General features: G+C 69.7%; 19 protein-coding genes. 11 read left to right on the top strand and 8 right to left on the bottom strand.

Translation table 11 applies throughout. The features are described from left to right. The first annotated feature begins 107 nt into the window (after window positions 1-107). Window positions 108-575, top strand: coding sequence for an effector binding domain-containing protein (locus ABZU75_RS25410; protein WP_350925923.1), 468 nt, complete (start codon window positions 108-110; stop codon window positions 573-575). 36 nt (window positions 576-611) lie between these two features. Here the strand turns inward: ABZU75_RS25410 and ABZU75_RS25405 are convergent, their stop codons facing one another. The 6 genes from ABZU75_RS25405 to ABZU75_RS25380 all read right to left on the bottom strand — a co-directional run bounded on the left by ABZU75_RS25405 (window position 612) and on the right by ABZU75_RS25380 (window position 4,970). Beyond that, on the bottom strand, window positions 612-1,145 hold the full coding sequence (locus tag ABZU75_RS25405; protein WP_355558896.1) for a hypothetical protein: 534 nt from the start codon (window positions 1,143-1,145) through the stop codon (window positions 612-614). 12 nt (window positions 1,146-1,157) lie between these two features. Continuing rightward, the gene (locus tag ABZU75_RS25400) at window positions 1,158-1,388 is read right to left on the bottom strand and encodes a helix-turn-helix transcriptional regulator (protein WP_350925919.1); all 231 of its coding nucleotides are present in this window, start codon (window positions 1,386-1,388) and stop codon (window positions 1,158-1,160) included. Window positions 1,389-1,408: 20 nt separating this feature from the next. Further along, entirely contained in the window at window positions 1,409-1,549 is a 141-nt protein-coding gene (locus tag ABZU75_RS25395) for a hypothetical protein (protein ID WP_355558893.1), read from the bottom strand. A gap of 196 nt (window positions 1,550-1,745) precedes the next feature. Next, window positions 1,746-2,984 (bottom strand): cytochrome P450, encoded by a 1,239-nt coding sequence (locus ABZU75_RS25390; RefSeq protein WP_355558891.1) that lies wholly within the window; start codon window positions 2,982-2,984, stop codon window positions 1,746-1,748. A 199-nt stretch (window positions 2,985-3,183) separates the two neighbouring features. Beyond that, the gene (locus ABZU75_RS25385) at window positions 3,184-3,837 is read right to left on the bottom strand and encodes a nitroreductase family protein (protein ID WP_355558888.1); all 654 of its coding nucleotides are present in this window, start codon (window positions 3,835-3,837) and stop codon (window positions 3,184-3,186) included. Beyond that, the gene (locus tag ABZU75_RS25380) at window positions 3,837-4,970 is read right to left on the bottom strand and encodes a CaiB/BaiF CoA-transferase family protein (protein WP_355558885.1); all 1,134 of its coding nucleotides are present in this window, start codon (window positions 4,968-4,970) and stop codon (window positions 3,837-3,839) included. Before ABZU75_RS25380 ends, ABZU75_RS25385 begins: the two co-directional genes overlap by 1 nt. A gap of 204 nt (window positions 4,971-5,174) precedes the next feature. Between ABZU75_RS25380 and ABZU75_RS25375 the strand changes: the two genes are divergently transcribed. The 5 genes from ABZU75_RS25375 to ABZU75_RS25355 all read left to right on the top strand — a co-directional run bounded on the left by ABZU75_RS25375 (window position 5,175) and on the right by ABZU75_RS25355 (window position 13,655). Then, window positions 5,175-6,839, top strand: coding sequence for a serine/threonine-protein kinase (locus tag ABZU75_RS25375; RefSeq protein ID WP_355558883.1), 1,665 nt, complete (start codon window positions 5,175-5,177; stop codon window positions 6,837-6,839). Between the two features lies 1 nt (window position 6,840). Further along, on the top strand, window positions 6,841-7,821 hold the full coding sequence (locus tag ABZU75_RS25370; RefSeq protein WP_350964227.1) for an NAD(P)-dependent oxidoreductase: 981 nt from the start codon (window positions 6,841-6,843) through the stop codon (window positions 7,819-7,821). A gap of 110 nt (window positions 7,822-7,931) precedes the next feature. Further along, window positions 7,932-9,290: an FAD-binding oxidoreductase gene (locus ABZU75_RS25365; protein ID WP_355558880.1), complete on the top strand. Its 1,359-nt coding sequence runs from the start codon at window positions 7,932-7,934 to the stop codon at window positions 9,288-9,290. A 14-nt stretch (window positions 9,291-9,304) separates the two neighbouring features. Further along, window positions 9,305-10,564: a cyclopropane-fatty-acyl-phospholipid synthase family protein gene (locus ABZU75_RS25360; protein ID WP_355558877.1), complete on the top strand. Its 1,260-nt coding sequence runs from the start codon at window positions 9,305-9,307 to the stop codon at window positions 10,562-10,564. Between the two features lie 700 nt (window positions 10,565-11,264). Continuing rightward, on the top strand, window positions 11,265-13,655 hold the full coding sequence (locus ABZU75_RS25355) for a discoidin domain-containing protein (protein ID WP_355558874.1): 2,391 nt from the start codon (window positions 11,265-11,267) through the stop codon (window positions 13,653-13,655). A 94-nt stretch (window positions 13,656-13,749) separates the two neighbouring features. Here ABZU75_RS25355 and ABZU75_RS25350 read toward each other — a convergent pair whose 3' ends face one another. Further along, the gene (locus ABZU75_RS25350) at window positions 13,750-15,282 is read right to left on the bottom strand and encodes a long-chain fatty acid--CoA ligase (protein WP_355558871.1); all 1,533 of its coding nucleotides are present in this window, start codon (window positions 15,280-15,282) and stop codon (window positions 13,750-13,752) included. A gap of 165 nt (window positions 15,283-15,447) precedes the next feature. Here ABZU75_RS25350 and ABZU75_RS25345 point away from each other — a divergent pair, with 165 nt between their 5' ends. From ABZU75_RS25345 to ABZU75_RS25330, 4 genes are all read left to right on the top strand, one after another. Then, entirely contained in the window at window positions 15,448-17,010 is a 1,563-nt protein-coding gene (locus ABZU75_RS25345; protein WP_355558869.1) for a GMC family oxidoreductase N-terminal domain-containing protein, read from the top strand. A 77-nt stretch (window positions 17,011-17,087) separates the two neighbouring features. Then, complete coding sequence (locus ABZU75_RS25340; RefSeq protein WP_355558866.1) at window positions 17,088-18,344, top strand: cytochrome P450; 1,257 nt, start codon at window positions 17,088-17,090, stop codon at window positions 18,342-18,344. A gap of 70 nt (window positions 18,345-18,414) precedes the next feature. After that, a complete protein-coding gene (locus ABZU75_RS25335; RefSeq protein ID WP_355558863.1) occupies window positions 18,415-19,263 on the top strand; it encodes an alpha/beta hydrolase in 849 nt (282 codons plus the stop codon). Window positions 19,264-19,372: 109 nt separating this feature from the next. Then, a complete protein-coding gene (locus tag ABZU75_RS25330; RefSeq protein ID WP_355558937.1) occupies window positions 19,373-20,548 on the top strand; it encodes a cytochrome P450 in 1,176 nt (391 codons plus the stop codon). Window positions 20,549-20,672: 124 nt separating this feature from the next. On the opposite strand, the gene ABZU75_RS25325 is transcribed toward ABZU75_RS25330, so the two are convergent. After that, on the bottom strand, window positions 20,673-22,937 hold the full coding sequence (locus ABZU75_RS25325; RefSeq protein ID WP_355558860.1) for a hypothetical protein: 2,265 nt from the start codon (window positions 22,935-22,937) through the stop codon (window positions 20,673-20,675). Window positions 22,938-23,492: 555 nt separating this feature from the next. Here ABZU75_RS25325 and leuS point away from each other — a divergent pair. Further along, a complete protein-coding gene (leuS, locus tag ABZU75_RS25320; protein ID WP_355558934.1) occupies window positions 23,493-25,964 on the top strand; it encodes a leucine--tRNA ligase in 2,472 nt (823 codons plus the stop codon). Window positions 25,965-26,114 lie beyond the last annotated feature (150 nt).

Raw genomic sequence — 26,114 nt, 5'->3', positions numbered from 1 at the left:
CAGAGGTGAGCGTTCCCCCTTTCCATGCTCTCCAAGAGGATCCAGCAGGTCGGAGCGGAGGCTAAGATCCGGTTTGCGTGAATAATGGGTGGCCAAGAGGAGGCGCTGTGATCCTGGTTGATCGGCCCGAGATGCTCGTAGTAGGCCATGCCGTACGAACGTCGAACGCCGACGAGATGGAGCCGGGTCGGGGGAGGCTCCGCGCGCTGTGGGCGAGGGCGGGGGCCCCCGGAGCCTTCGCGCACGTGCCGGGACGGGTCGACGAGAACATCTACGCCGTGCTCACCGACTACGAGAGCGACCACAACGGCGCCTACACCCAGATCGTCGGGGTCGCCGTGCGCAGTGCCGCGGCGCTGCCCGAGGGCATGGTGGCGGTACGGGTGCCGGGGGTGCCCTCGCTGAAGCTGGAGGCCAGAGGGCCGATGCCGGACGCGCTGACCGAGGAGTGGCAGCGGCTGTGGAAGCACACCGAGTCGGGAGGAACCCCGCCGAGGGCCTTCACCACCGACGTGGAGGTGCACCACCCCGGGGGCGCGGACATCTACGCGGCGGTCCTGTCCCCGATGCGCTGAGCGGTTCGGAGCGGCTCCCGTCGCGCCGGGGCGGGTTCAGTCGTCGTCGTTCGGCGGGTCGGGCAGCCGCCAGCCGGAGATGATCAGTGGCAGCACGAAGTGCGTCAGGAACAGTGCGATCGTCACGGAGACGAGCGCGTCCCATGGCAGGGAGTGGTCGCGGCCCCGGGCGATGCCCACCCCGATGGCGACGGTGGCGAGCGCGACCAGGATGCCGGTCGTGACGCGGTGGGCGATGGCGACCGTCCGCAGGCGCTCGCCCACCTGACGCTCGTCCAGGTCGCGCTCGCGCAACTCGACGACACCGCGGGTGGCGACGTTGAGCAGGGTGACGGCCGGTAGGTAGACGACCATCGCGATCGCCAGCAGGGCGAGGCCGGCCAGGGCACTCCGGTCGTCCCGGGGAACGGCCCAGGAGATGGCCGCGTCCACCCACAGCAGCGATGTCGCGAGGACCACCGCCGAGGCGAGCAGCCGCCTGCGGCCCCGGGTGGCGTACCAGCTGGGCAGGTAGTCGCGCTGCATGATCTCAACGCGGGTCGGGAGCTTGCCTTTTTTCCGGGTGTTCATGACTCCACCTGACTAGTTGCTGCCGAGCCGCGGGAACGGCTTGAGGGAGAAGACGACTTCCAGCGGCACCTCGAAGTGTTCGGCGATGCGCAGGGCGAGGAACAGGCTGGGGCTGTACTCGCCGCGCTCCAGGTAGCCGATCGTCTGGTAGTGGACCCCCAGCGCGGCCGCCAGATCCTTGCGTGAGATCCCGCGCTCGGCTCTCAGCACCGAGATCCGGTTGTACACGTCCTCCGAAGGCATCCGAGTGGGTCTCCCGGCGCTCAGGAGACTCGCGCGGCCGATGGCCGGGCCTGGTCGTGGGGGACGAGGGGCTCGTTCCGGAGACGCGGATCGACGCCCCGCGCCACCTCGGTCGCCCCGCACGCCGCCTGTGGTTTCTGACCGTTCGGTGCAGTACTCATGTGTACGAATGTAGTACACCTACTACATTCGAATCAATACCTACGACGAAAAGCGGCACGTCTATGGCAGACGTGCCGCTGGTGAGGTGGCCGAGTCGATCGGAAGACGAGGGGCGGGTCGGGCCGGTGGGCGGGGAGGCGTGTTCAGCGGGGTTTCAGGACGGCTGGAAAGGAGACGGCCACCGGGGGCGCGCGTTCAGCGGGGTTCCAGGACGATCGGGAAGGAGGTGACCCCCCGGACGAAGGCGTTGGGCAGGATGCGCGGGCCCCGCTCGTCCGCCCGGGCGGCCGAACCGATCCGGCGGACGAACTCCTCGAAGAAGATCCGCAGTTCCAGCCGGGCCAGTGCCGCCCCCAGGCAGAAGTGGGTGCCGAGACCGAAGGCGATGTGGCCGCCACCGGGACGGGTCACATCGAAGACGTCCGGGTCCGTGAAGACCGAGGGGTCCCGGTTGGCGGAGCCGTACATCAGCAGGACCTGACCGCCCGCGGGGATCCGCCGGCCGTGCAGGATCGTGTCACGGGTGGCGCTCCGGCACATGTTGAGGATCGGGGTGGTCCAGCGGATGAACTCCTCGACGGCGTTCCCGATCAGCGAGGGGTCCTCGCGCAGCATCCGCCACTGCTCGGGGTGGTCGATCAGCGCGCCGATGGCGGTGGCGATGACGGTCCTGGTGGTCTCGGCGCCGCCGTCGAGCAGCAGCAGCGCCTCGTTGGCCAGGTGGTCGTCGTCGTAGCCGGCCTCCCGGCTCCAGATCGACGTCAGGTCGTCGCGCGGGCAGCCGCGCCGCTCGGCGGCCAGCTCCAGGACGGCGGTGGCGAACTCCCCGGCGGCGACGGCGGCCTCATGAGTGACATAGCGCAGGCCGCCCCCGGCCGCGACCGTCGTCTCCGACCAGTGCACCAGCTCCGGCCAGCGTTCCTCGGGGAAGCCGAGCAGCCAGCCGATCATCCGGCCCGGCAGCGGCGCGGCCAGCGCGGGCACGGCGTCCACGGCACGCCTCTCCAGCGCCTCGTCGATGAGTTCGGTGACGACGGCGCGTATCCGGCCGGCGTACCGCTCCGCCACGTGGCGCGGGGTGAAGCGCCGGTAGACCAGGCGTCGGCGTTCGGCGTGTTCCGGGTCGTCCATCCCGATCATCGACGGGTCGCTGGGGAGTTGCGGCCGGTAGCCGCCCGCGTTGGACCACAGTTTCGGATCGCGCTCGATCGCCGAGATGTCGGCGTGCCGGGAGACGCCCCACAGTGCGTTCTCCGCGTCGTGATAGACCGGCGCGTGCTCGCGCAGCCAGGCGTACACCGGTCCAGGGGCGCCGGCGTACATGTCGCCGTCGAGCAGATCGATCCCGGCGGCACCGGGTGACTCGGGAGACGCGGGCGCCGCCGCGACGCGGCGCCCGATCTCCTGGCCCACCTCTGAGAACGGGCTGGTCATCGAAGATCCCTCCCTAGCCCTTCGAGGCGTCCCGGGAGGGAGGCGGGGCCACCGGCGCCCGCCGCGGTGTGAATGGCGTGATCAAGCATGGTCAGCTCCGGAACATCGGGTGATTGTGCCGAGCCGCCCGATCGGTCGCGCCAACGCGTCCGGGCGAGGTCGTGCCGTCGTCGGATGGGCGGCCCCGCGCCGCCGGGGCTCAGTCCGCCGGCCTCCACAGGGGTTCGGAAATCTCGAAGCCCACGTCCTGGCCCCATTGGTTGCGGTAGCTCACCTCGTGCACCGGGCGGCGGGGCGCGACGCCCCATCGTCCGGTCGGGTAGCCGAAGGTGACCGTGGCGGCCAGGGTCCAGCCCTTGCCCTCGGGCACGCCGAGCACCCGCAGCGTCTCCTCCGCGTGAAAGAGGCCGAGCACGCTGGTCAGCGCGCTGCCCACGCCGTGGGCGCGGGCGGCCAGCTGCGCGTTCCACACCGCGGGGAAGATCGAGCCGCCGGACGGGTCGTTGCGGTTGAACGCGAACAGGAGCAGCGGGTAGCCCTCGAAGTGGTCGGCCAGGTGCTTCGCCGAGTTCAGGACGCTGAGCGTCCGGGTGTCGCCCTCGGCCTCGGCTCTCTCCCGCATCGGACGGTAGTGGCCCTCGAAGAGCTGTCCGAGCGCGTTCCGGTAGAGCGGCCCGAGCCGCTCCTTCACCGCGAGGTCGTCGACCAGCAGGAAGCGCCAGCTCTGTACGTTGCCGCCGCTGGGCGCGCGGACCGCGGCGTCCAGGATGCTCCGCTGGACCTCCTCGGGGATCGGGTCCGGCTTGACCCGGCGCATCGCCCTGGTCGTGTAGAGAGCCTCGAAGACGTCCATCAGGCCAGCACCCCCGCTTCGCGCAGCTCGGCCGCGGCCTCGTCGGACAGGCCCCAGGAGGTCAGATCCGCCAGCCGGGTGGCGGGGGAGAGGTCCTGCTCCGCCACGCCGAGCAGGCGCGGCGCGGGGGCGGGCTGCCGGATGCCGCCGACCTCGACGAACGTGCCCCTGGCCTTGTTGTGCGGATACTCGGCGGCCTCGCCCACCTCCAGGACGGGGGAGACGCACGCGTCGGAGCCGTCGAAGACCGCCTCCCACTCGGCGCGGGTCCTTGATCGGAAGGCCTCGGCCAGCCGCTCGCGAAGCGCGGGCCACTGCTTCCTGTCGTTGCGGTCGGGCAGGTCCTCAAGCCCCATCAGTTTGACCATCTCCGCCCAGAACTGCGGTTCCAACGGGCCGACGGCCAGATGTCCGCCGTCGGAGGTCTCGTAGGTGTCGTACATCGGCGCGCCGGTGTCGAGCAGGTTCGTGCCGCGCGGGCCCCAGAAGCCGGTCTGCACCCCGTGGTAGAACATCGCGAACAACGTCGCCGCGCCGTCCACCATGGCGGCGTCGATCACCCGGCCCTCACCGGTCCGCTCCCGCTCGATCAGCGCGAGCAGCACGCCGTACGCGAGCATGAGGCCGCCCCCGGCGAAGTCGCCGAGGATGTTGATCGGCGGAGTGGGGCGCTCGCCGTCGCGGCCGAGCATCGACAGCACGCCGGAGACGGCGATGTAGTCGATGTCGTGCCCGGCGGTCGGCGCGAGCGGGCCGTCCTGGCCCCAGCCGGTCATCCGCCCGTAGACCAGGCGCGGGTTGATCGCGTGCAGGTCGTCGGGGCCGATGCCGAGGCGTTCGGCGACCCCGGGCCGGAAGACCTCGATGACCACGTCGGCATGGCGGGCCAGTTCCTTGAACGCGGCCACCCCCTCGGGGGACTTCAGATCCAGGCCGACCGTTCTCTTGCCCCGGTCCATCACGTCGGCGCGTGGGCTGTCCCCCACCTTGGCGACGACGCTCGCGCGCTCGACTCGCAGCACCTCGGCCCCATGGTCGGCGAGCATCATCCCGGCGAACGGCCCGGGGGCCAGCCCCGCCAGTTCGAGCACGCGGACTCCGGCCAGCGGGCCCTTCCTGGTCACGCGCTCCATCGATATTCTCCTCGGATGCGGTATTGACTCTAGTCCGGTACAGTGCACACAAGCAAGCGCTTGGTGTGATGTGTGACCGTTCCCTCCGCCCAAGTAGAACAACATTCGGCTTTCCGTGGCAAGACACATCGCGATGAGCCATGTGGTGCCCGCGTGCGTATGGGAAACTTGCGCCTTCGCCGAATGGGACCTAGGGGTTTTGCGATGACATATCCGCACAGTGAACGGGTGGTCGCTGGGCGCTATCGACTGCTGCGGGAGCTCGGCAGGGGCGGCATGGGCGTCGTCTGGGAGGGCTACGACACCCTCCTCAACCGCTCGGTCGCCGTCAAGGAGGTGCTCCTGCCGCCCAACCTCTCCCCGGCCGAGCACCAACTCCAGCTGACCCGTACCTCCCGCGAGGCCAGGACCGCGGCCCGGCTCAACCACCGGAGCATCGTGGCGATCTACGACGTGGCGGAGCAGGACGGTCGTCCCTGGATCATCATGGAGCTGGTCAGGGCCCGCGGGCTGGACGAGGTCGGTCTGCTGCCGGTGCGCCAGGTCGCCGACATCGGCCGTCAGGTCCTCTCGGCCCTGCGCGCGGCACACGAGGCCGGGATCCTGCACCGCGACGTCAAGCCCAGCAACATCCTGCTGGAGGCCGACGGCCGTGCGGTGCTCTCCGACTTCGGCATCGCCACCATCGAGGGCGACACCTCGCTGACCCAGACCGGCATGGTGACGGGCTCGCCGAGCTTCCTGCCGCCCGAGCGCGCCACCGGCACCGACGCGGGCCCCTGGTCCGACCTGTGGGCGCTCGGCGCCACCCTCTACGCGGCACTGGTCGGGCACGGCCCCTTCGAACGCCGAGACGCCATCGCCACCCTCGGCGCGCTCCTCACCGAGGAGCCCGACTTCGGCAGGGTGCCCCTGGAGATGCGCGCGGTGCTCACCGGCATGCTCCAGCGCGAGCCCGCTCACCGGCTGACCGCCCAGCAGGCCGACGCCATGCTGGCGGAGGTCCTTGACGACCCGTCGGCCGCGGCCCGGCGCACCGGGGAGAGGGCGATCCACCGTACGGCACGGACCGCTGAGAATCCGCACGGTGCCGGGGAGTGGGACAGGCGCGAGACCGAGACCTCGCCCGCGTCCGGCCGCCGGCGCGGTGGGGGGCGGCGCGGCGGGGGGCGAAGCGGCGGCCGGATCCCACTGGTCCTGGCGGCCGTCGTGCTCCTGGCCGCCGGTGGCGCCGTCGCGGCCGTGGCGATGTCACAGCCGGAATCGCAGCCGGTGGCGCGCGCCGAGCCCGCCCCCGCGGAGGCGACGCCCGAACCGGTGGAGGAGACCAGGCCCCGGACGCCCACCCCCACTCCCACCCCCACTCCCACCAGGACCAGAGCGGTGGTGCCCACCGGAGGGTTGAAGGTGTGGCGGGCCCGTCCGCCGGAGAACTGGTCCATCAGCTATCCGGCCGGCTGGAACGGCGACTGGGCGGCCGAGACGGGCTACACCCAGTGGCTGCGCAGGGACGGGGCCGCCCATCTGTCGGTGGAGGTGCTGGAGGCGAACGCCGACGGTCTGGCCTCCCTCCAGGAGATCGTCAAGGAGAACGTGGTCCAGTGGAGCGAGATCCACTCCGAGGACACGGCGAAGATCCCCCTGGCCTACGGCTCCGGACTTCAGTGGGAGTTCACCTGGAGCATGAAGGACAACGGCGGAGCCCCCTGGGCCACGGCTGGAGTGACCTACCACGAGGTGCAGCGTTTCATCGAGGTGGGCGATACGGTCATGCTGCTCAGCTGGACCACCCACGACGACGACTGGGATGCCCAGCGGTCCCTCATGAACCGAGTGTTCGGCAGTTTCCACCCCCGCGGAGGCGAGTGACATGACCTGGAAGGTGCTCGCGCTACCGCCGCTCCCCGAGGGGGCGGTGCGCAACCTGCTCGGCTCGCTGGGCGACCGGGTCGCGGTGTCGGTCCCCGCGGCCCGCGACCGGGAGTCGCTGCTCGCCGCGCTCGGCGAGGCCGAGATCGTGGTCGGTGACTGGAGCGGCGAGCTCGTCCTGGACGCCGAGGCGGTCAGGTCCGCCCCGAACCTGGCGTTCGTGCAGCAGCCGTCGGTGGGCGTGGACGGCCACGACCTCGCCGCGCTCGCCGAGGCCGGTGTGCCGCTGGCCAACACCGCGGGGGTGAGCGCGACAGGGGTGGCCGAGTGGTGCTTCGCGGCCGCGCTCGCACTGTCGCGGCGGCTGATGGAGGCCGACGCCGCGGTCCGCGCCGGCCGCTGGCCGCAGCTGGATCTCGGGCCCACCGAGCTGTACGGCTCGCGCGTCGGCATCGTCGGTTTCGGCCCGATCGGCGAGACCTGCGCGCGGATGTTCGCCGCCCACGGGTGCGAGGTCTCCTACTGGACGCGCACGCCGCGCGAGGTGCCCTACACCTACCGGGGGCTCGCCGAGCTGGTCGCGAGCTCCCAGGTCCTCGTCCTGGTCATCCCGCTGGTGGAGGGGACCAGGAGGCTGATCGACCCGTCCCTGATGCCCGCGGGATCGCTGCTCGTCAACGCGGCCCGGGGGCAGGTGGTCGACTCGGCGGCGCTGCTGTCGGCCCTGGAGTCGGGGCACCTGGGCGGCGCCGCGCTCGACGTGTTCGACACCGAGCCGCTGCCGCCGGACGACCCGCTACGGAGCAGTCCCAGGGTCCTGCTCTCACCGCATGTGGCGGGGGTGACCCCGCAGTCGACCGGCCGCCTGATCCGTTGCGTGCTGGACAACCTGGAGGCCGCGATCGACGGCCGCCCGGTGACGAACGTGGTCAACGGGGTTGATCCGGTGGTCGGCCGCAGGTTCCTGGAAGGGCAGTCGTAGAGTTTTCCAGTGTTTAACGCGCCCCGCCTGGCTCCGGAGACATCCGAGATATAACGTGCCTAGGGGCGATCTTTCCAACGATGGTCATGGGGGTGATTACCGTGCGACAGATGACAGAAATGTCGGCGCACCGGCAAGCGGTGGAGCAGATCAGGGATTCCTACGCCGCCATTCCCGGCGACGCGGTGCCCCGGCTCTCCAAGGCCACCACGAACCTGTTCCGCTTCAGAGAGGGTGCCCGGTCGGCGAAGCTTTCCGCCAGGGACCTGGACCAGGTCATCGCGGTCGATCCGGAGACGATGACCGCCGAGGTCCAGGGGATGACCACCTACGAGCACCTGGTGGACGCCACGCTCGCCCACGGGCTCATGCCGTACGTGGTGCCGCAGCTGAAGACGATCACGCTGGGCGGGGCGGTGACGGGGCTCGGCATCGAGTCCACCAGTTTCAGGGACGGGTTGCCGCACGAGTCGGTGGAGGAGCTGGAGATCCTCACCGGCGACGGAAGGATCGTCGTGGCCCGTGACGACAACGAGCACCGCGACCTGTTCCGGGCGTTCCCCAACTCCTACGGCACGCTTGGCTACGCCCTGCGGATCCGGATCAAGCTCAAGCCCGTCCAGCCGTACGTCAGGCTGACCCACATCCCGTTCGGGGACGCCGACAAGTGCATGCTCGCGATGCGCGAGATCTGTGAAAGCGGCGAGTACGAGGGCGAGCGCGTCGACTTCGTGGACGGCACGTTCTTCGGTCCGGGCGAGCTCTACATCACCGTGGGACGCTTCGCCGAGCGTGCTCCGTACCTGTCCGACTACACCGGGATGCGCATCTACTACCGGTCGATCCAGACCAGGACCCGCGACTGGCTGACCGTCCGCGACTACCTGTGGCGCTGGGACACCGACTGGTTCTGGTGCTCGCGCGCCTTCGGCGTGCAGACCGCGCTGGTGCGCTCCCTGATGCCGCGTAAGTGGATGCGCTCGGACGTCTACCGCAAGCTCGTGGGCCTTGACCGCAAGTACGGGGTGATCGCCAGGATCGACCGCTGGCGCGACCTGCCGGTGCAGGAGTCGGTCATCCAGGACATCGAGGTGCCCGTCGAGCGCGGTGCCGAGTTCCTGAGTTTCTTCCACGACAAGGTCGGGATGGCGCCGGTCTGGATGTGCCCGCTGAGGTCCACCGGCGAGTGGCCGCTCTATCCGCTGGAGCCCGGCCGGCTGTACGTCAATTTCGGCTTCTGGGGAACGGTCCCGTTGCCCAGGGGGCAGTTCGACGGTTACCACAACCGTCTCATCGAGAACCGGGTCCACGAACTGGACGGCCATAAATCGCTGTACTCCACCTCGTTCTACCCAGAGGATGAATTCTGGCGGTTTTATAACGGAACCGCCTATTGGCCGGTCAAGCGGGCATACGACGGGGGTGGCCGGTTGCTCGACCTCTACGACAAGTGTGTTCGGGGGCGTTAAGAGAGGCTGATTCTGTGTTGCTCGCAGAGATCTTCGAAAAGGTGATGGGCCCTGAGGCGGATGTACGCTTCGTCGCCTACGACGGAAGTAAGGCCGGTCCTGCCAGCTCCGACATCAGCGTCGAGGTGAAGACCCCGGCGGCCGTCGCGTACCTGGCACAGGCCCCCGGGGAGCTGGGACTGGCCAGGGCGTACGTGTCCGGCCACCTCGATGTCCAAGGGGACATGTACACGCTGCTCTCCCGGATGTGGTCGCTCACGATCAACGACCTCCCGGTCGGGCAGAAGCTCGCGGCCGTCAGAGCCCTCGGGGTCCGCCCGCTGCTCACCCGGATGCCGCCGCCTCCGCAGGAGGTGCGGCGCAGCATGCTCGCCCGGATGGGCAGCAGGCACGCCAAGCAGCGCGACGCCGAGGCGATCCACCACCACTACGACGTCTCCAACAAGTTCTACTCGTGGGTGCTCGGCCCGTCCATGGCCTACACCTGCGCGGTCTTCCCCGAGCAGGAGTCCACCCTGGAGGAGGCGCAGCACGCCAAGTTCGAGCTGGTCGCCCGGAAGCTGGGCCTGAAGCCGGGGATGAGGCTGCTGGACGTCGGCTGCGGCTGGGGCGGCATGGTCATCCACGCCGCCCGTGAGTACGGGGTGAAGGCGCTGGGCGTCACCCTCTCGCGCCAGCAGGCCGAGTGGGGGCAGAAGGCCATCGCGGAGGCCGGTCTCGGCGAGCTCGCCGAGGTCCGTCACATGGACTACCGCGACGTGCCGGAGACGGGCTTCGACGCCGTCAGCTCGATCGGCCTGACCGAGCACATCGGCAAGGAGCAACTGCCCTTCTACTTCCGCTTCCTGTACGACAAGCTCGTCCCCGGCGGGCGGCTGCTCAACCACTGCATCACCCGGCCGACGGGCACCGAGAAGACCCTCAACGCCGGCGGCTTCATCAATCGCTACGTCTTCCCCGACGGGGAGCTGGAGTCGGTCGGCTACCTGGCCCGTCAGATCGAGGACACCGGTTTCGAGATCCGGCACGAGGAGAACCTGCGCGAGCACTACGCGCAGACCCTCCGCTACTGGTGCGCCAACCTCGACGAGCACTGGGACGAGGCGGTCCAGGAGGTCGGCGAGGGTACGGCACGGGTATGGCGCCTCTACATGGCGGCCTGCGTGGTCGGCTTCGAACGCAACAAGATCCAGCTCCACCAGGTTCTCGGGGTGAAGCTCAACGACGACGGCACGGCCGGCGTCCCGCTCCGCCCCTCGCTCGACTGGCCCTGATCCCCCGGGACACGCGCTCACGCGGGACCCCGCGCGGGAGACGCTCATATGGGATGTTCCTATACGAGAATCCGCGCGGGCCCTCACGCGGACGCGTTCACGCCGGACCGACGGCCCCCGTCGCGGATATCTCGCGGCGGGGGCCGTACGGCTTCGTGGCGTAGGACGAGGGATCGATGGCCTTCACCCGCCTGCTCGCCACGGAGGTCTCCGGGGAGCCGGCCGCCGCCGAAGCCCACCTGGGAAACCGCCGGTCACCGGTTCGTCGACTGCTCCCCATCCTGGAACGGTCCGGCCGCGGGTCGCGAACGCAAATTCTTGCGTAGAAATGCCGCTAGATTTCACGAACGTTTCTGACTATTGCGTTTATGTATCTCGTCCTGTCAGGATGACGCAAGCGGACCGCTGTCGCGCCGGGGACGACGCGTGCCGCCCCGTGCCCCTGGTGTGCGGCTCCCTCCTGCCCGGAACGTGTCCGGGCAGGAGGGAGCCGGCCGCGGTGCTCCTTGCCCCGGCCGACCCGGCGACCGATCTCCGTGTCGTGAGCCGGGGTCCGCCGCCGTCGCCCGGTCAGGCCCCGCTCCCTCCGTGACACGCGGGGGAGCGCCGGCCGAACGCGCAGGCCCACCGGCACGGCACCCCCCGCCCCCCGGATGGAGCGGTGAAGCACGGATGGCCGCTCCGGACGAAAGGAGTTCACGTGGCCGTCTCGCGTCGGAGGTTCATGACCTCCGTGGTGCCCGGGTCCGCTCTCGCCGCGGTGTCGTCGTCGCAGCTACTGTCCGCGCTGGGCAGCGCGGCCCGCGCCGACAGCCCCGTCGGGGACGTGGTCGGGAAGATCACCGTCGGCTACCAGGGCTGGTTCGCCTGCAAGGGCGACAGCGCCCCGATCAACGGCTGGTGGCACTGGAGCGACGACATGAGTCAGAGCCCCTCCCCCTCCAACACCACCATCGTCGCCTGGCCCGACATGCGCGAATACACCAACACCTACCCCACCGCGTACGCCAACCTCAACAATGGCCGGCCCGCCACCCTGTTCTCCTCCTACGACCAGCAGACCGTCGACACCCACTTCCGCTGGATGCGTGAGAACAACATCGACACCGCCGCCCTGCAACGCTTCAACCCCATGGGCGGCGAAGGCCCCACCCGCGACGCCATGGCCGCCAAAGTCCGCACCGCCGCCGAGGCCAACGGCCGCAAGTACTACATCATGTACGACGTCACCGACTGGACCAACATGCAGCCGGAGATCAAAACCGACTGGCTCAACAAAATGAAAGCCCACACCACCTCACCGGCGTACGCCATGCAGAACGGCAAACCCGTCGTCGGCATCTGGGGATTCGGCTTCGACGACCCCAAACGCCCCTGGGCGCCGGCCCCCTGCCTGGAGGTCGTCAACTGGTTCAAGAACCAGGGCTGCTACGTCATGGGCGGCGTGCCCACCCACTGGCGCCGCGGCGTCGAAGACTCCCGCCCCGGCTTCCTGGACGTCTACCACGCCTTCCACATGATCTCCCCCTGGATGGTCGGCCGTATCAGCACCATCGCCGAGGTCGACAACTTCTACACCAACGTCAACCTCCCCGACCAAGCCGACTGCGACGCCCACGGCATCGACTACCAGCCCTGCGTCCTGCCCGGAGACATCACCACCCGCCAGCGCCGCCACGGCGACTTCATGTGGCGCCAGTTCTACAACATGGTCCGCGTCGGCGCCCAGGGCATCTACATCTCCATGTTCGACGAGTACAACGAGGGCAACCAGATCGCCAAAACCGCCGAAACCCTCGCGAGCGTCCCGGCCAACTCCGGCATGCTCGCCCTCGACGAGGACGGTACCGCCTGCTCGGCCGACTACTACCTGCGCCTGACCGGCGACGGCGGCAGAATGCTCAAGGGCCAGATCGCCCTCACCGCCACCCGCCCCACCCCACCCGTGGTGTCCGGCGGGGGCGGCGACAACCTGGCGCGGGGCAAGGCGGTGACGGCGAGCAGCCACAACATGAACTTCATCCCGCCGAACGCGGTCGACGGTGATCCGAACACCTACTGGGAGAGCCCGAACAACGCGTTCCCGCAGTGGATCCAGGTCGACCTGGGGGCGGCGGTGCCGGTCGGCAGGGTGGTGCTGAAGCTGCCGCCGTCGGCGGCGTGGCAGGCCCGCACGCAGACGCTGTCGGTGCAGGGCAGCGTCAACGGGGCGTTGTTCACGACGCTCGCGGGATCGGCGGGCCACTCCTTCAACCCGGCCTCCGGCAACACGGTGACGATCACGTTCCCCGCGACGTCCACCCGGTACGTCCGGTTGGACGTCACCGGCAACACCGGCTGGCCGGCCGCACAGCTGGGCGAACTGGAGGTGTACGGGCCCGCCACCGGCGGCGACACGCAGCCGCCGAGCACACCGGGCAACCTCACCGTGACCGCGAAGACGGCCACCAGCGTGTCGCTGTCGTGGTCGGCCTCCACCGACAACGTGGGGGTGGCCGGCTACCAGGTGCGCCGCGACGGCACCGTCGTGGCCACCGTGCAGGGCACCACGCACACGGTGACCGGGCTGAGCCCCGCGACGGCGTACGGCTTCACCGTCACCGCCTACGACGCGGTACCCAACGTCTCGCCCCCGTCGAACACCGTGACCGTGACCACGGACGCCGCCCCCAACGTCAACCTGGCGCGGGGCAAGGCGACGTCGGAGAGCGGCCACACGCAGAACCTCGGCTCGGCGAACGCGGTCGACGGTGACGCGAACAGTTACTGGGAGAGCCCGAACAACGCGTTCCCGCAGTGGATCCGGGTCGACCTGGGGGCGGCGGTGCCGGTCGGCAGGGTGGTGCTGAAGCTGCCGCCGTCGGCGGCGTGGCAGGCCCGCACGCAGACGCTGTCGGTGCAGGGCAGCGTCGACGGGGCGTCGTTCACGACGCTCGCGGGATCGGCGGGCCGCTCCTTCAACCCGGCCTCCGGCAACACGGTGACGATCACGTTCCCCGCGACGTCCACCCGGTACGTCCGGTTGGACGTCACCGGCAACACCGGCTGGCCGGCCGCGCAGCTGTCCGAGTTCGAGGTCTACCCGGCCTGACACCTTGGGACCGGGTTCCGGGACGGCACGTCGCGTGCCTCCCGGAACCCGGCCCCGCCGCCGTGGCCTCATCGGCCAGGTGGGTGCGGACCGTTCAGCGCAGCTCGCGCTTGAGGATCTTGCCCGTCGCGGTCATCGGCAGCGCGTCACGGAACTCGATGATCCGCGGATACTTGTACGCGGCCATGTTCTCCTTACCCCAGGCGATGAGCTCGTCCTCGGTGATCGTCGCGCCGGGGGTGCGGATGACGTACGCCTTGACCTCCTCGCCGTGCGAGTCGTGGGCGACTCCGACCACCGCGGCGAGGGAGACCTCCGGATGGGTGATCAGGACCTCTTCGAGCTCGCGCGGGTAGACATTGAAGCCACCCCGGATGATCATGTCCTTGGCCCGGTCGACGATGGCGTAGTAACCGTCCGCGTCGCGGGTGGCGATGTCGCCGGTGCGGAACCAGCCGTCCCTCATGACCTCGGCGGTCGCCTCGGGCCGGTTGTAGTAGCCCTTCATCACGTTGTGGCCGCGGATCGCGATCTCGCCGGGGCCCTCGCCCTCGATCGTCTTCCAGTCGCCGTCGACCAGCTTCATCTCCACACCCCAGATCGGCGTGCCGATCGTGCCGGGCTTGGTGGGCCTGCCCAGCTGGTTGAAGCTGGCCACCGGAGAGGTCTCCGACAGGCCGTACCCCTCCAGGATCCCGATCCCGAAGGTCTGCTCGAAGTCCCTGAGCACCTCGACGGGTGAGGACGCACCACCGGCCACCGCGACCCTGAGCGAGGTGGGCACCTCGTCACCCTCGGCGTGGATCTTCGTCAGCATGGCCCAGTACATGGTCGGCACGCCCGCGAACAGCGTGATGTTCTCGGCGCGCATCAGCTCCAGGGCGGGTCCCGGCTCGAAGCGCGGCACGAGCACGATGGTCGCCTGGCGCCGGAAACCGGCGTTCATGATGACGGTCTGCCCGAAGGAGTGGAAGAGCGGCAGCACCGCCAGGTAGGCGTCGCCGCTTTCGGTGCGGGGGAACATCTCATCGGAGACCATGGCGTTGAGCAGCATGTTCTGATGGCTGAGCTCAGCGCCCTTGGGGTGGCCGGTGGTGCCGCTGGTGTAGAGGATCACGGCGGTGTCGTCGGGTGCGGTCTGCACGGTCTCGAACTCGCCGGACACGCCGTCGAGCGCCGCCCAGAGCGTCTCGCCGTACTCGGACTCGGTGGCGAACGCGGTGGCGGGCAGCACGAAGAAGTGCTCCGCCGACGATCCCTCGAAGCCCGCCTTGCCCCGCTCGCCGAGCGGCAGCTCGGGAGTGCCCTCGAAGCAGAACAGCGCCTTGGCCTGGGAGTCGTCCAGGTGGTAGGCGATCTCCCTGGACTGCAGCAGCACGTTGAGCGGCACGACCGTGGCACCGGTCTTGAGAATGCCGTAGTAGACGAAGGGGAAGTACGGCAGGTTGGGGCAGGCCAGCGCGACCTTGTCGCCCTTCCCGATTCCCCTGGAGACCAGTAGGTTGGCAACCTGGTTCGCGACGGTATTGACCAGGGAGTACGGCAGCCGCAGGTCACCAAAGACCAGTGCGGTGCGGTCGGGGTTCTCCCGGGCGCTGTCCTCCAGTGCGATCGACAGGTTGAGCATCGTGCGTCCTCCTCCGAGCGAGCTCTGACTCGCCCATACTGGCAGTCCCTAGATACCTACTGGTAGGTAACTTTGGTTACAAATTGACGGGCAAACCATGGGGGAGTAAGTAGATAAGAGCCCGCTACGGGGAGGCGAGCTGACCGTCTGTGCGAGGAGGGGTCAGTGAGCGTGGAGTACGACTACGTCATCGTGGGCGCGGGGTCGGCGGGGTGCGTGCTGGCCAACCGTCTCTCCGTGGACCCGGGCACGAGGGTCGCCCTCATCGAGGCGGGCGGTTCCGACAAGAGGCTCGAGGTCCGGATGCCGGCCGGCTTCGCCAAGCTGTTCAAGACCGAACACGACTGGAACTTCACCACCGCCAAGCAGCCCGAGCTCTCCGGCAGGGAGCTCTACTGGCCACGCGGCCGGATGCTCGGCGGTTCCTCCTCGATGAACGCCCAGATGTGGGTACGCGGGCACCGCGCGGACTACGACGGCTGGGGGGTGCCCGGCTGGTCCTACGACGAGGTCCTGCCCTACTTCCACCGGATCGAGCGCCGCGCCGGCTCCAACCGCGGTGGTGTGTACGGCACGGAGGGCCCGATCCACATCTCGGAGCTGCGCTCCCCGAACCGCGCCACCGCACTCTTCCTGCGGGCCTGCGAGGAACTGGGCATCGCCCGCCTGGAGGAGCTCAACGGCCCCTCCAACGAGGGCTGCTCGCCGACGCCCGTCACCCAGCACCGGGGACGCCGCTGGAGCTCCGCCGACGCCTATCTCGGACCCGCGGCCAACCGGCCCAACCTCACGGTGCTGACCTCCTCGCAGGTGAGCCGGGTGCTCATCGAGGGCGGGCGTGCGACCGGCGTGGAGTGCGGCGGTGACGGTGACGGTGGCACCGTGGTGCGGGCGCGCAGGGAGGTCGTGCTGTCGGCGGGGGCGATCGGCTCCCCGCACCTGCTGATGCTGTCGGGCCTCGGCCCGGCCGACGAGCTGCGGGCCGCCGGCGTCGAGCCGGTCCACGAACTTCCCGAGGTCGGCGCCAACCTCCAGGACCACCTGGCCTCGGGGGTCGTCCTGCACTGCCCCGAGCCGATCACGCTCGCCGGCGCCGAGTCGGCGGGCAACCTGCTCCGCTTCCTGGTCGGCCGCCGGGGCATGCTCACCTCCAACGTCGGTGAGGCCGTGGCGTTCATCCGCACCTCTCCCGAGGAGCACGCCCCCGACATCGAGCTGATCTTCGCTCCGGGCCCCTTCGTCAACCACGGCCTCACCCCGCCGCCCGGCCACGGCCTGACCATCGCCTCGATCCTGCTCCAGCCCGAGAGCCGCGGCCGCGTCTCGCTGGACGGCCGCGACGTCGTGATCGATCCCGGTTACCTGACGGCGGAGGCCGACGTCCGGCGGCAGGTGGCCGGGCTGCGGAAGGCCGGGGAACTGTTCGCCACCGAGGCGCTCCGGCCGCTCGCGGGGCCCCCGATGGACCCGTACTGGGGGGCGAGGAGCACCGAGGAGCTCGTCCGCTGGATCCGCGAGCGTAGCGAGACCCTCTACCACCCGGTCGGCACCTGCCGGATGGGTGAGGATCCCGAGTCGGTGGTGGACCCCGCCCTGAGGGTCCGCGGGATCGCGGGTCTGCGGGTGGTCGACGCCTCTGTCATGCCGGTCATCAACCGAGGGCATACCCACGCGCCCACCGTCATGATCGCCGAGAGGGCCGCCGACCTCATCGCCGCAGACCGCTAAGGGTGCCGACTATAAGCACACAAAGTGTGCTATGGCTCACACTTGACGTAAGTAAGTACTTGCATGAATCTAGGGCAATGACCGTGAACATGGCGGATATCGACCTGTCGGAGATTCCGTTCTGGGGGCTTCCCCAGCGGGAGCGCATGGAGGCATTCCGGCGTCTCCGCGCGCTGGACCGGCCGGTGTTCACGAAGGAGAACAAGATCCCCTTCATCGGGCACGGGGCCGGCTACTACGCCCTGGTGCGGCACGCCGACGTCTCCGAGGCCAGCAGGAACGCCGGGGTGTTCAGCAGCGAGCCGACCGCCAACAGCATCGCCGACATGCCCCGCTGGCTGGCGGTGTACTTCGGCTCGATGATCAACATGGACGACCCCCGGCACGCCAGACTCCGCCGCATCGTCTCCAGGGCCTTCACCCCCAGGGTCCTGGCGAAGATGGAGGAGGACCTGCAGCGGGCGGCGACCCGGATCGTGGACGAGGCGATCGCCGAGGGGCCGGGTGACTTCGTCACCCAGGTGGCCGCCCGGCTGCCCGTCGAGGTCATCTGCGACATGATGGGCATCCCACCGGAGTTCCATCACCGGGTCCTGCGCGCGACCAACATCATCCTGGGCAACGCCGACTCCGAGTACACCGGGATCGATCCCGAGTTGAACCGCTGGAACGTGGCCCGGGGCCTGGTCAAGCTACTGGCCGCCGGGCGCGAGCTGAGCAGGCTGGCGGCCAGGCTCGGCCGCGAGCGCCGGGGCGCCTCCACGGGCGACCTGACCAGCATGCTGGTCAACGGCGATGAGCACCTCACCCCGCAGGAGCTCGGCTCGTTCTTCATCCTGCTGGTGGTCGCCGGAAGCGAGACCACCCGCAACGCCATCTCGCACGGCCTCAAGCTGCTCACCGACAATCCCGGGCAGCGCGAACTGCTCGTCGGCGACTTCGAAAAGCACATTCCCGGCGCGGTGGAGGAGATCATCCGTTACTCCACCCCGGTCATCCAGTTCCGCCGTACGGTCACTCGCGACCACGAGATGAACGGGCAGCAGTACCGCAAGGGCGACAAGGTCCTGCTCTTCTACAACTCCGCCAACCGCGACGAGAGCGTCTTCACCGATCCCGACGCCTTCGACATCACCCGCCACCCCAACCCGCACGTGGGCTTCGGCGGCCCCGGCCCCCACTACTGCCTGGGCGCCCACCTGGCCCGCCGGGAGGTCACGGTGATGTTCCGCGAGCTGTTCACCCGCCTGCCCGAGATCCGTTCGGCCGGTGAGCCCTCCTATCTGCTCTCCAACTTCATCAACGGGGTCAAGCACCTGCCGTACACGACCTGACCGCCGGCGCCGGGCGAGGGGGTGGGGCGATCACCGCCGCGTCGGCCAAGCGAATGCTAGGTTCCGCCTCATGGACATCAGCACCGTCACCGCCAATGGCGTCGAGTTCGCGTACCTGTCGGCGGGGGAGGGGCCGCTCGCACTCTGCCTGCACGGCTTCCCCGACACCGCGCACACCTGGCGGCATCTGCTGCCCGAGCTCGCCGGGCGTGGCTACCGCGCGGTCGCGCCGTTCATGCGCGGCTACGCGCCCACCTCGATCCCCGCCGACGGCGCCTACGAGGGCGGGGCGCTGGTCGCCGACGCCTGCGCGCTGCACGAGGCGCTCGGCGGCGACGGCGACGCCGTGCTCATCGGCCACGACTGGGGCGCCTTCCCCGTCTACGGCGCCACCGCCTTCGCCCCGGAGCGCTGGCGCAGGGCGGTCGCGATGGCGGTGCCCCCGATGGGCGCGATGCTGGCTGCCTTCCTCGACTACGAGCAGCTCAAGCGGTCGTTCTACATCTTCCTCTTCCAGACCGGGCTCGCCGAGGCCGCCCTGTCGCGGGACGGGTTCATCGAGGGACTGTGGCGCGACTGGTCGCCGGGCTACGACGCGGCCGAGGACGTCACGTTCGTACGGCGCGCCCTGGGCTCCCCGGAGAATCTCGCCGCCGCGATCGGCTACTACCGGGCGATGCTCGGCACGGTGGCCTCCACCGGCCGCTACACCGCCGAGCAGTCCGCGACCGGCGGGCAGGTTCCGATCCTCTACCTGCACGGGGTCCGTGACGGCTGCCTGGGGATGGAGCAGGTCGATCAGGCCGCGGCCTTCCTTCCGCCGGGCTCCAGGGTGGAGCATGTTCTCCAGGCAGGGCACTTCCTGCATCTGGAACGGCCCAGGGAAGTCAACGACATCGTTCTCAAGTGGTTGCGCTGAGGATCCTGTGACAGGATCGGTAAAACCGAATAGGATTCTAGTGGAGGCTGGCGTGACGGTTTCACTCGCGGACATCGACCTGTCGGACATCGCTTTCTGGGAGCGTCCGATGGCCGAACGGGAGGCCGCCTTCGCGGTGCTCCGCGCGCAGCCGGGCCCGATCCTGTTCGCCGAGCCGGTGATCTCCTTCATGCCTCCCGGCCCCGGTTACTACGCCCTGGTCCGGCACGCGGACATCACCGAGGCCAGCCGCCACCCCGAGATCTTCTCCTCGGGCCGGGGGGCGACGTCCATCCAGGACCTCGGCCCCGACTTCAGCGAGTACTTCGGCTCGATGATCAGCATGGACGATCCCCGGCACGCGAGGCTCCGCCGGATCGTCTCCCGGGCATTCACGCCGAAGATGATCAAGCAGTTCGAGGCCGACGTCGAGGCGACCGCCGTGCGGATCGTGGACGAGCTGATCGCCAGGGGGCCCGGCTGTGACTTCGTGACCGAGGTGGCCGCCAAGCTGCCCCTGAAGATCATCTGCGACATGATGGGTATCGGCCCCGAGCACTACCAGACGGTCTTCGACGCCACGAGCATCATCCTGTCGGGCGGCGACCCCGAGTTCATCGCCGACATCAGCCTCGCGGCCGAGTCGCTCCTCGGTGCGGGGCAGCGGCTCCAGGACCTCGTCGTCTCCCTGGCCGCCGAGGGCGGAGAGAACCTCACCACCTCTCTGACCAGCGCCAACATCGACGGCGAGAAGCTGACGATGCAGGAGCTCGGTTCGTTCTTCATCCTGCTGGTGGTGGCGGGCAACGAGACCACCCGCAACGCCATCTCGCACGGCCTGCACCTGTTCACCGAGAACCCCGACCAGCGGGCCCTGCTGCTCGAGGATCTCGACGGGCGCCTGCCCGGCGCCGTCGAGGAGATCGTCCGCCTCGCCTCGCCCGTCGCCTGGATGCGCCGCAGCCTCACCCGTGACCACGAGATGAACGGTCACCTCTACCGCGAGGGTGATAAGGTCCTGCTCTACTACTGGGCGGCCAACCGCGACGAGAGCGTCTTCACCGAGCCGCACCGCTTCGACATCCTGCGCACCGAGGGCCCGCACGTCGGCTTCGGCGGACCCGGGCCGCACTTCTGCCTCGGTGCCCACCTGGCCCGCCGCGAGATCACCGTGATGTTCCGCGAGCTGTTCACCCGCCTGCCCGCGATCCGCTCGGTCGGTGAGCCCGACCGCCTGCGATCCAGCTTCATCAACGGAATCAAGCACCTCGACTGCGACTTCTGAGGTCCTGCCGCACCCCGCCGGTGGTGATGGGCGAAACGAGACCGCCGACGGGACGGCGGGCCCGGGCGACTCCAGCCCGGTCAGAACATGGAGTGCGCCCGCTGAGCCGTTCGAACCGGCGAGGTCACCGCCCCGGCACGCGGATCGACTTGAAGACCGTGTTGATGTCGGGGAGCAGTTCCTTCCTGCTGTCCGGCACCGACATGTAGACGATCGCCGGCAGGTCGGCGCCGGTGCTCACGGCCGCCACGACCATGGTCGTCTTCGAACCGCCCGAGGTGATCTCGTACGCGGAGAGCTGGCCGGGCAGGCCGTTCACGGACAGGGTCTGCTGGGCGGTCTTGCGGGCGGTGTTGTCCTCGGGGAAGAACCGCTTGCGACCGGTGGAGGCCACCGCGTTGATCACCGGGGCGAGGTTCTCCGGCGAGGTGTACTTGCTCTTCAAACGAGGCGAGAGCGGGCCCGACATCAGCTGCGCGAACTGGGTTTTGCCCGTGGAGTCCGTACCGGCGGGGAGGTACTGGCGGGTTGTGAAGCCGTAGGTGGTGGGCACGCTGGGGCGCTGGTCCTGCCGCCACGGGGCACCGAGCTGGGCCAGGGTGATCCCCGCCGGCTGGTCGGTGAGCGTACCGGCCACCGGCGAGGGATCGCCGGTGAATCGTGGCAGGCGACCGATGGCGGCGGGCTTGGTGGTCTTCTGGGGAGCCGCCGAGGGCTTGGGCTCGGCGATCTCCTCCTCGGCGGAGGCCAGCGGCCCGGCCAGGAACGCCCAGAGCACCGCGCCGACCAGCGCGATGATCACAGATCCGGCCAGCGCGAAGATCCAGACGGGCCGACCCCGCTCCTCGAACTCGTCCTCGTCCTCGATGGCCTGGTAGTTGTCGCCGAAGACCGTGTTCCACAGCTCCTGCTGGCGCTCGGGCGGAGGGGTCTTCGGGCCGCTGATCTGGCCGGCGGTGACGAACGGCTTGTTCGGGTCGGAGGGGTCGCGGCTCAGGTGATGGCCGGGCTGCCCCGGATGCGCGGGCTGTCCCGGCTGGGGCTGTGGCGGTTGGGGAGCGGCTCCGGGGTGAACGGGAGCCCCCTGGGGCGAGGGGGCCTGGGAGGCCGCCGCCGCGTTCGCCGCGGCCATGGCCCACATGGCGGGGTTGTCCGGCACGCCGTAGCTGCGCCGCGCGTTTCCGGCGCCGTTTCCACCGCCCCCGTCCGGGGGGACGGTGCCCGCGGAGGCGTCGCCGAAGTGAGCGGCGGGGCCCTCGGCGGGAGGACCGGCCCAGGAGGAGGGGAACGTCGAGGTCTGTGCCTCGGCGAAACCCTGGTTTCCCATGGGGGGAGCGGGCGGCCAGGCGGTGCCGGACGCCGGAGGGGTGGGCGGCCAGCCGGCGTTCTCCGCCGGCGGAGTGGGCGGCCACACGCTGTTCTCCACCGGCTGAGCCGGAGGGCGGCCGGAGGCGTCGCGCGGCGGTGCGGCCTGCCACGCCTCACTCCCGCCGGGAGCCTGCTGCCCGCGCGCGTCCCCCTGCGGGCCTGACGGGTGCGTCCGGCCGTCGTTCTGCGGGGTGGACGCCTGCGCCCAGCCGTCGTGCGAGGGCGCGGTGGCCTGTGCCCAGCCGTTGCCGCCCGGGGAGGCCTGGCCCCGAGGGTCCGACTGGGGAGTGGGGATGGATTGTGGCCACCCGTTGCCGGGAGAGGACGGATTGTGGTCGTCGGCGCCGCCCTGCGGGCCGGACGTCTGTGACCAGCCGCCGCCCTGTGACGAGGTGGGCTGCGGCCACCCGTTGCCGGGGGAGGTCTGGTGCGGGTCGCCGCCGCCCTGCGGGCCGGACGCCTGTGCCCAGTTGTCGTTCCGCGGGCTGAAAGCCTGCCCCCAACTGTCGTTCTGCGGGCTCGAGGCCTGTGCCCAGCCATCGCCGGGGGAGGTCTGTGCCCAGCTGTCGTTCTGCGGGGTCGACGCCTGTGCCCAGCCGTTGTTCTGCGGGTCGGAGGCCTGTGCCCAGCTGTCGTTCTGGGGAGCCAATGCCTGTGCCCAACCATCGTTCTGCGGGGCCGGCGCCTGTGCCCAGCTGTCGTTCTGGGGAGCCACGGCCTGCGCCCAGCTGTCGTTCTGCGGGGTCGACGCCTGTGCCCAGCCGTTGTTCTGCGGGTCGGAGGCCTGTGCCCAGCCGCCGCCCGGGGAGGTCTGGCCGGGCGAACCGGCCTGCGGGTCGGAGACTCGCTGCCCCCCGCCGGGCGAGGTCTGCCAGGAGCCGTTGCCGCTCTGCGGCTCCTCCTGCGGGCGGGGGAGCCGGGGGCCGGTGCCAAGAGGGTCGTTCGTCCACGAGGGTGACGGTTCGGCAGCCTCCGGCCATGCCGGAGGCAGGTGGGACTGGCTGGACTGCTCCGAGGCCATGCTTTCCTTACCTCCCGCGTGGGTGCCCGAATTAGGCGTATTGGGCATGATCTCACGTGAGACGGGGGGGCTCGCAGGGAAACTGGAGAACGCCCCTCTGAACTGGAGTCCGGTTGGGTCGGTCGGTGGGTCCTGCATGGGCAGGCCGACCTCCAACGGATCCGGGCCCCGCCCCGGCTCTACTGAATGTGCCACGGTGAAAAGAGTAAACGCGAAGGACGTACGAGGTCACAACAGGTGCATAGCCATCGGGTCTCGTTCGCTCCGGAGAGTGCGGAAATCCTCATTCTGCCGACCTGCTCGGACGGCTGTCTCCTGTTTGCCGCGATCGGGCCTGTTTCCCCAGGCCACGAATATGCCTTGCGGGCTGCGATAGTCTTGCTCTATGCGTGCCGCGAGCCTGCTTACCGGGCCGCATCGGCCTCCCCGCCCCTGAGCGCCCTGCCGATGCGGCCGCCCTCCGCGTGAGCGGGGGGTTTTTGCATTGGGCCAGGCGGGTCAGACCATCCACGCAGACATACCCGAGGGAAAAGCGACGTGAGCGAGCGAGCCGACATGCAGAGCGACGAGCAGCACTATGACCCGCAGGCCCTGCAGGTCAAGTGGCAGCGCCGGTGGGAGGAACTGGACCCCTTCCGGGCCTCCGACGACCCCGCCGACCCGCGTGAGCGGCGCTACATGCTCGACATGTTCCCCTACCCCTCGGGCGACCTGCACATGGGACACGCAGAGGTTTTCGCCATCGGTGACGTCGTGTCCCGCTACTGGGTGCAGCGCGGCTACAACGTGTTGCACCCCATCGGCTGGGACTCCTTCGGCCTGCCCGCGGAGAACGCCGCGATCAAGCGCGATGCCCACCCCGCCGAGTGGACCTACGCCAACATCGAGACCCAGGCCAACTCCTTCAAGCGCTACGCGATCTCCTTCGACTGGTCCAGCCGCCTGCACACCAGCGACGCCGAGTACTACAAATGGACCCAGTGGCTGTTCATCCGCTTCTTCGAGCGCGGCCTGGCCTACCGTAAGGGCGGCCTGGTCAACTGGTGCCCCAACGACCAGACCGTGCTGGCCAACGAGCAGGTCAAGGACGGCAGGTGTGAGCGCTGCGGTGCCGAGGTCGTCCGCCGTGAGTTGACCCAGTGGTACTTCAAGATCACTGACTACGCGGACCGGCTGCTGGACGACATGGCCCAGTTGGAGGGGGGCTGGCCCGAGCGCGTGCTGACCATGCAGCGCAACTGGATCGGCCGATCCGAGGGCGCCGACGTCAACTTCGTGATCGAGGGCCGTGACGAGCCGGTCACCGTCTACACCACCCGCCCCGACACCCTGTACGGCGCCACCTTCTTCGTGGTCGCCCCGGACGCGCCGCTGGCCGAGGAGATCGTCGCCGATGACCGGCGCGAGGCCTTCGAGGCCTACCGGGCCGACGTGTCCAAGCTGTCCGACATCGACCGGCTGTCCACCGAGAAGGAGAAGACCGGCGTCTTCCTGGGCCGGTACGCGATCAACCCGGTCAACGGGGAGCGCATGCCGGTCTGGGCGGCCGACTACGTGCTGTCCGACTACGGTCATGGCGCGATCATGGCCGTGCCCGCGCACGACCAGCGCGACCTGGACTTCGCCCGCGCCTTCGACCTGCCGGTACGGGTCGTCGTACACACCGGCCTGGCCGACCCCGGTGAGACCGGCATCGCCACCGCCGGTGACGGTGCGATGGTCAACTCCGGCCCGCTGGACGGCCTGACCAAGGCCGACGCGATCCGGAAGATCATCGAGGTGCTGAGCGAGCGGGGCACCGGCCGCTTCACGGTCAACTTCCGGCTGCGCGACTGGCTGCTGTCCCGCCAGCGCTTCTGGGGCTGCCCGATCCCGATCATCCACTGCGCCGACTGCGGCGAGGTCCCCGTCCCCGACGACCAGTTGCCCGTCACCCTGCCCGACCTGCGGGGTGAGGCCCTGGCACCCAAGGGGGTCTCCCCGCTGGCCTCGGCCGAAGACTGGGTCAACGTCTCCTGTCCCAAGTGCGGCGGCCCGGCCAGGCGCGACACCGACACGATGGACACCTTCGTCGACTCCTCGTGGTACTTCCTGCGCTATGTCAACCCCTCCTACGAGGACGGCCCGTTCGACGTCGAGGGCGTCCGCAGGTGGGGCCCGATCGACCAGTACGTCGGGGGTGTCGAGCACGCCGTGCTGCACCTGCTGTACGCCAGGTTCTTCACCAAGGTCCTGCACGACATGGGGATGGTCGACTTCGTCGAGCCCTTCACCCGCCTGCTGAATCAGGGGCAGGTCATCAACCAGGGCAAGGCGATGTCCAAGTCGCTGGGCAACGGCGTCGACCTGGGTGAGCAGATCGACGCCTACGGTGTCGACGCGGTCAGGCTGACCGTCGTCTTCGCCGGCCCGCCCGAGGACGACATCGACTGGGCCGACGTCTCGCCGGCCGCGTCCCAGAAGTTCCTGGCCCGGGCGTTCCGCGTGATGGCCGAGGCGGGGGCGGCCTCCGCTCCCGGCGTCGACTTCGCAGGTGGAGACCTGAACCTGCGCAAGGTCGTGCACCGCACGATCGACGAGGTCACCAGGCTGGTCGACTCCCACCGCTTCAACGTCGCGGTGGCCCGGATGATGGAGCTGACGAGCGCGGCCCGCAAGGCCATCGACTCCGGGCCCGGCGCCGCCGACCCCGCGGTCAGGGAGGCCGCGGAGACGCTGGCGGTCATGCTCTCCCTGGTCGCGCCGTACGCGGCCGAGGAGGGCTGGGAGCGGCTGGGACACAGCGGCTCGGTCGCGGTCGCGGGCTGGCCGGCGGTGGATCCGGCGCTGCTCGTCCAGGACTCCGTCACCTGCGTCGTCCAGGTCGCGGGCAAGGTGCGCGACCGGCTGGAGGTCTCTCCGGAGATCTCCGAGGCGGACCTGAAGGCGCTGGCGCTGGCGTCGGAGAAGGTCCAGGCGTTCCTGCCCGGTGGCGCGCCGCGTAAGGTCATCGTGCGCGCGCCCAAGCTGGTCAACATCGTCCCGTAGACGTTCGAGAGGGGCGCGCGTCCAGCGTGCGCCCCCGAACGTTCATGGGCCGGCCGACGTTCGGCTCATCCGGCTCGGGCACTGCCCGCCGCTCGTCGTACCGTCATCCGAAAACACGCCGGGCGACCGGCACCCCGACGTCGGGGTGCC

Source organism: Streptosporangium sp. NPDC005286, assembly GCF_040607515.1.
Taxonomy (GTDB): domain Bacteria; phylum Actinomycetota; class Actinomycetes; order Streptosporangiales; family Streptosporangiaceae; genus Streptosporangium.
Note: the sequence above shows the minus strand (reverse complement) of the source record. Positions and strands in the feature narration are given on the sequence as shown.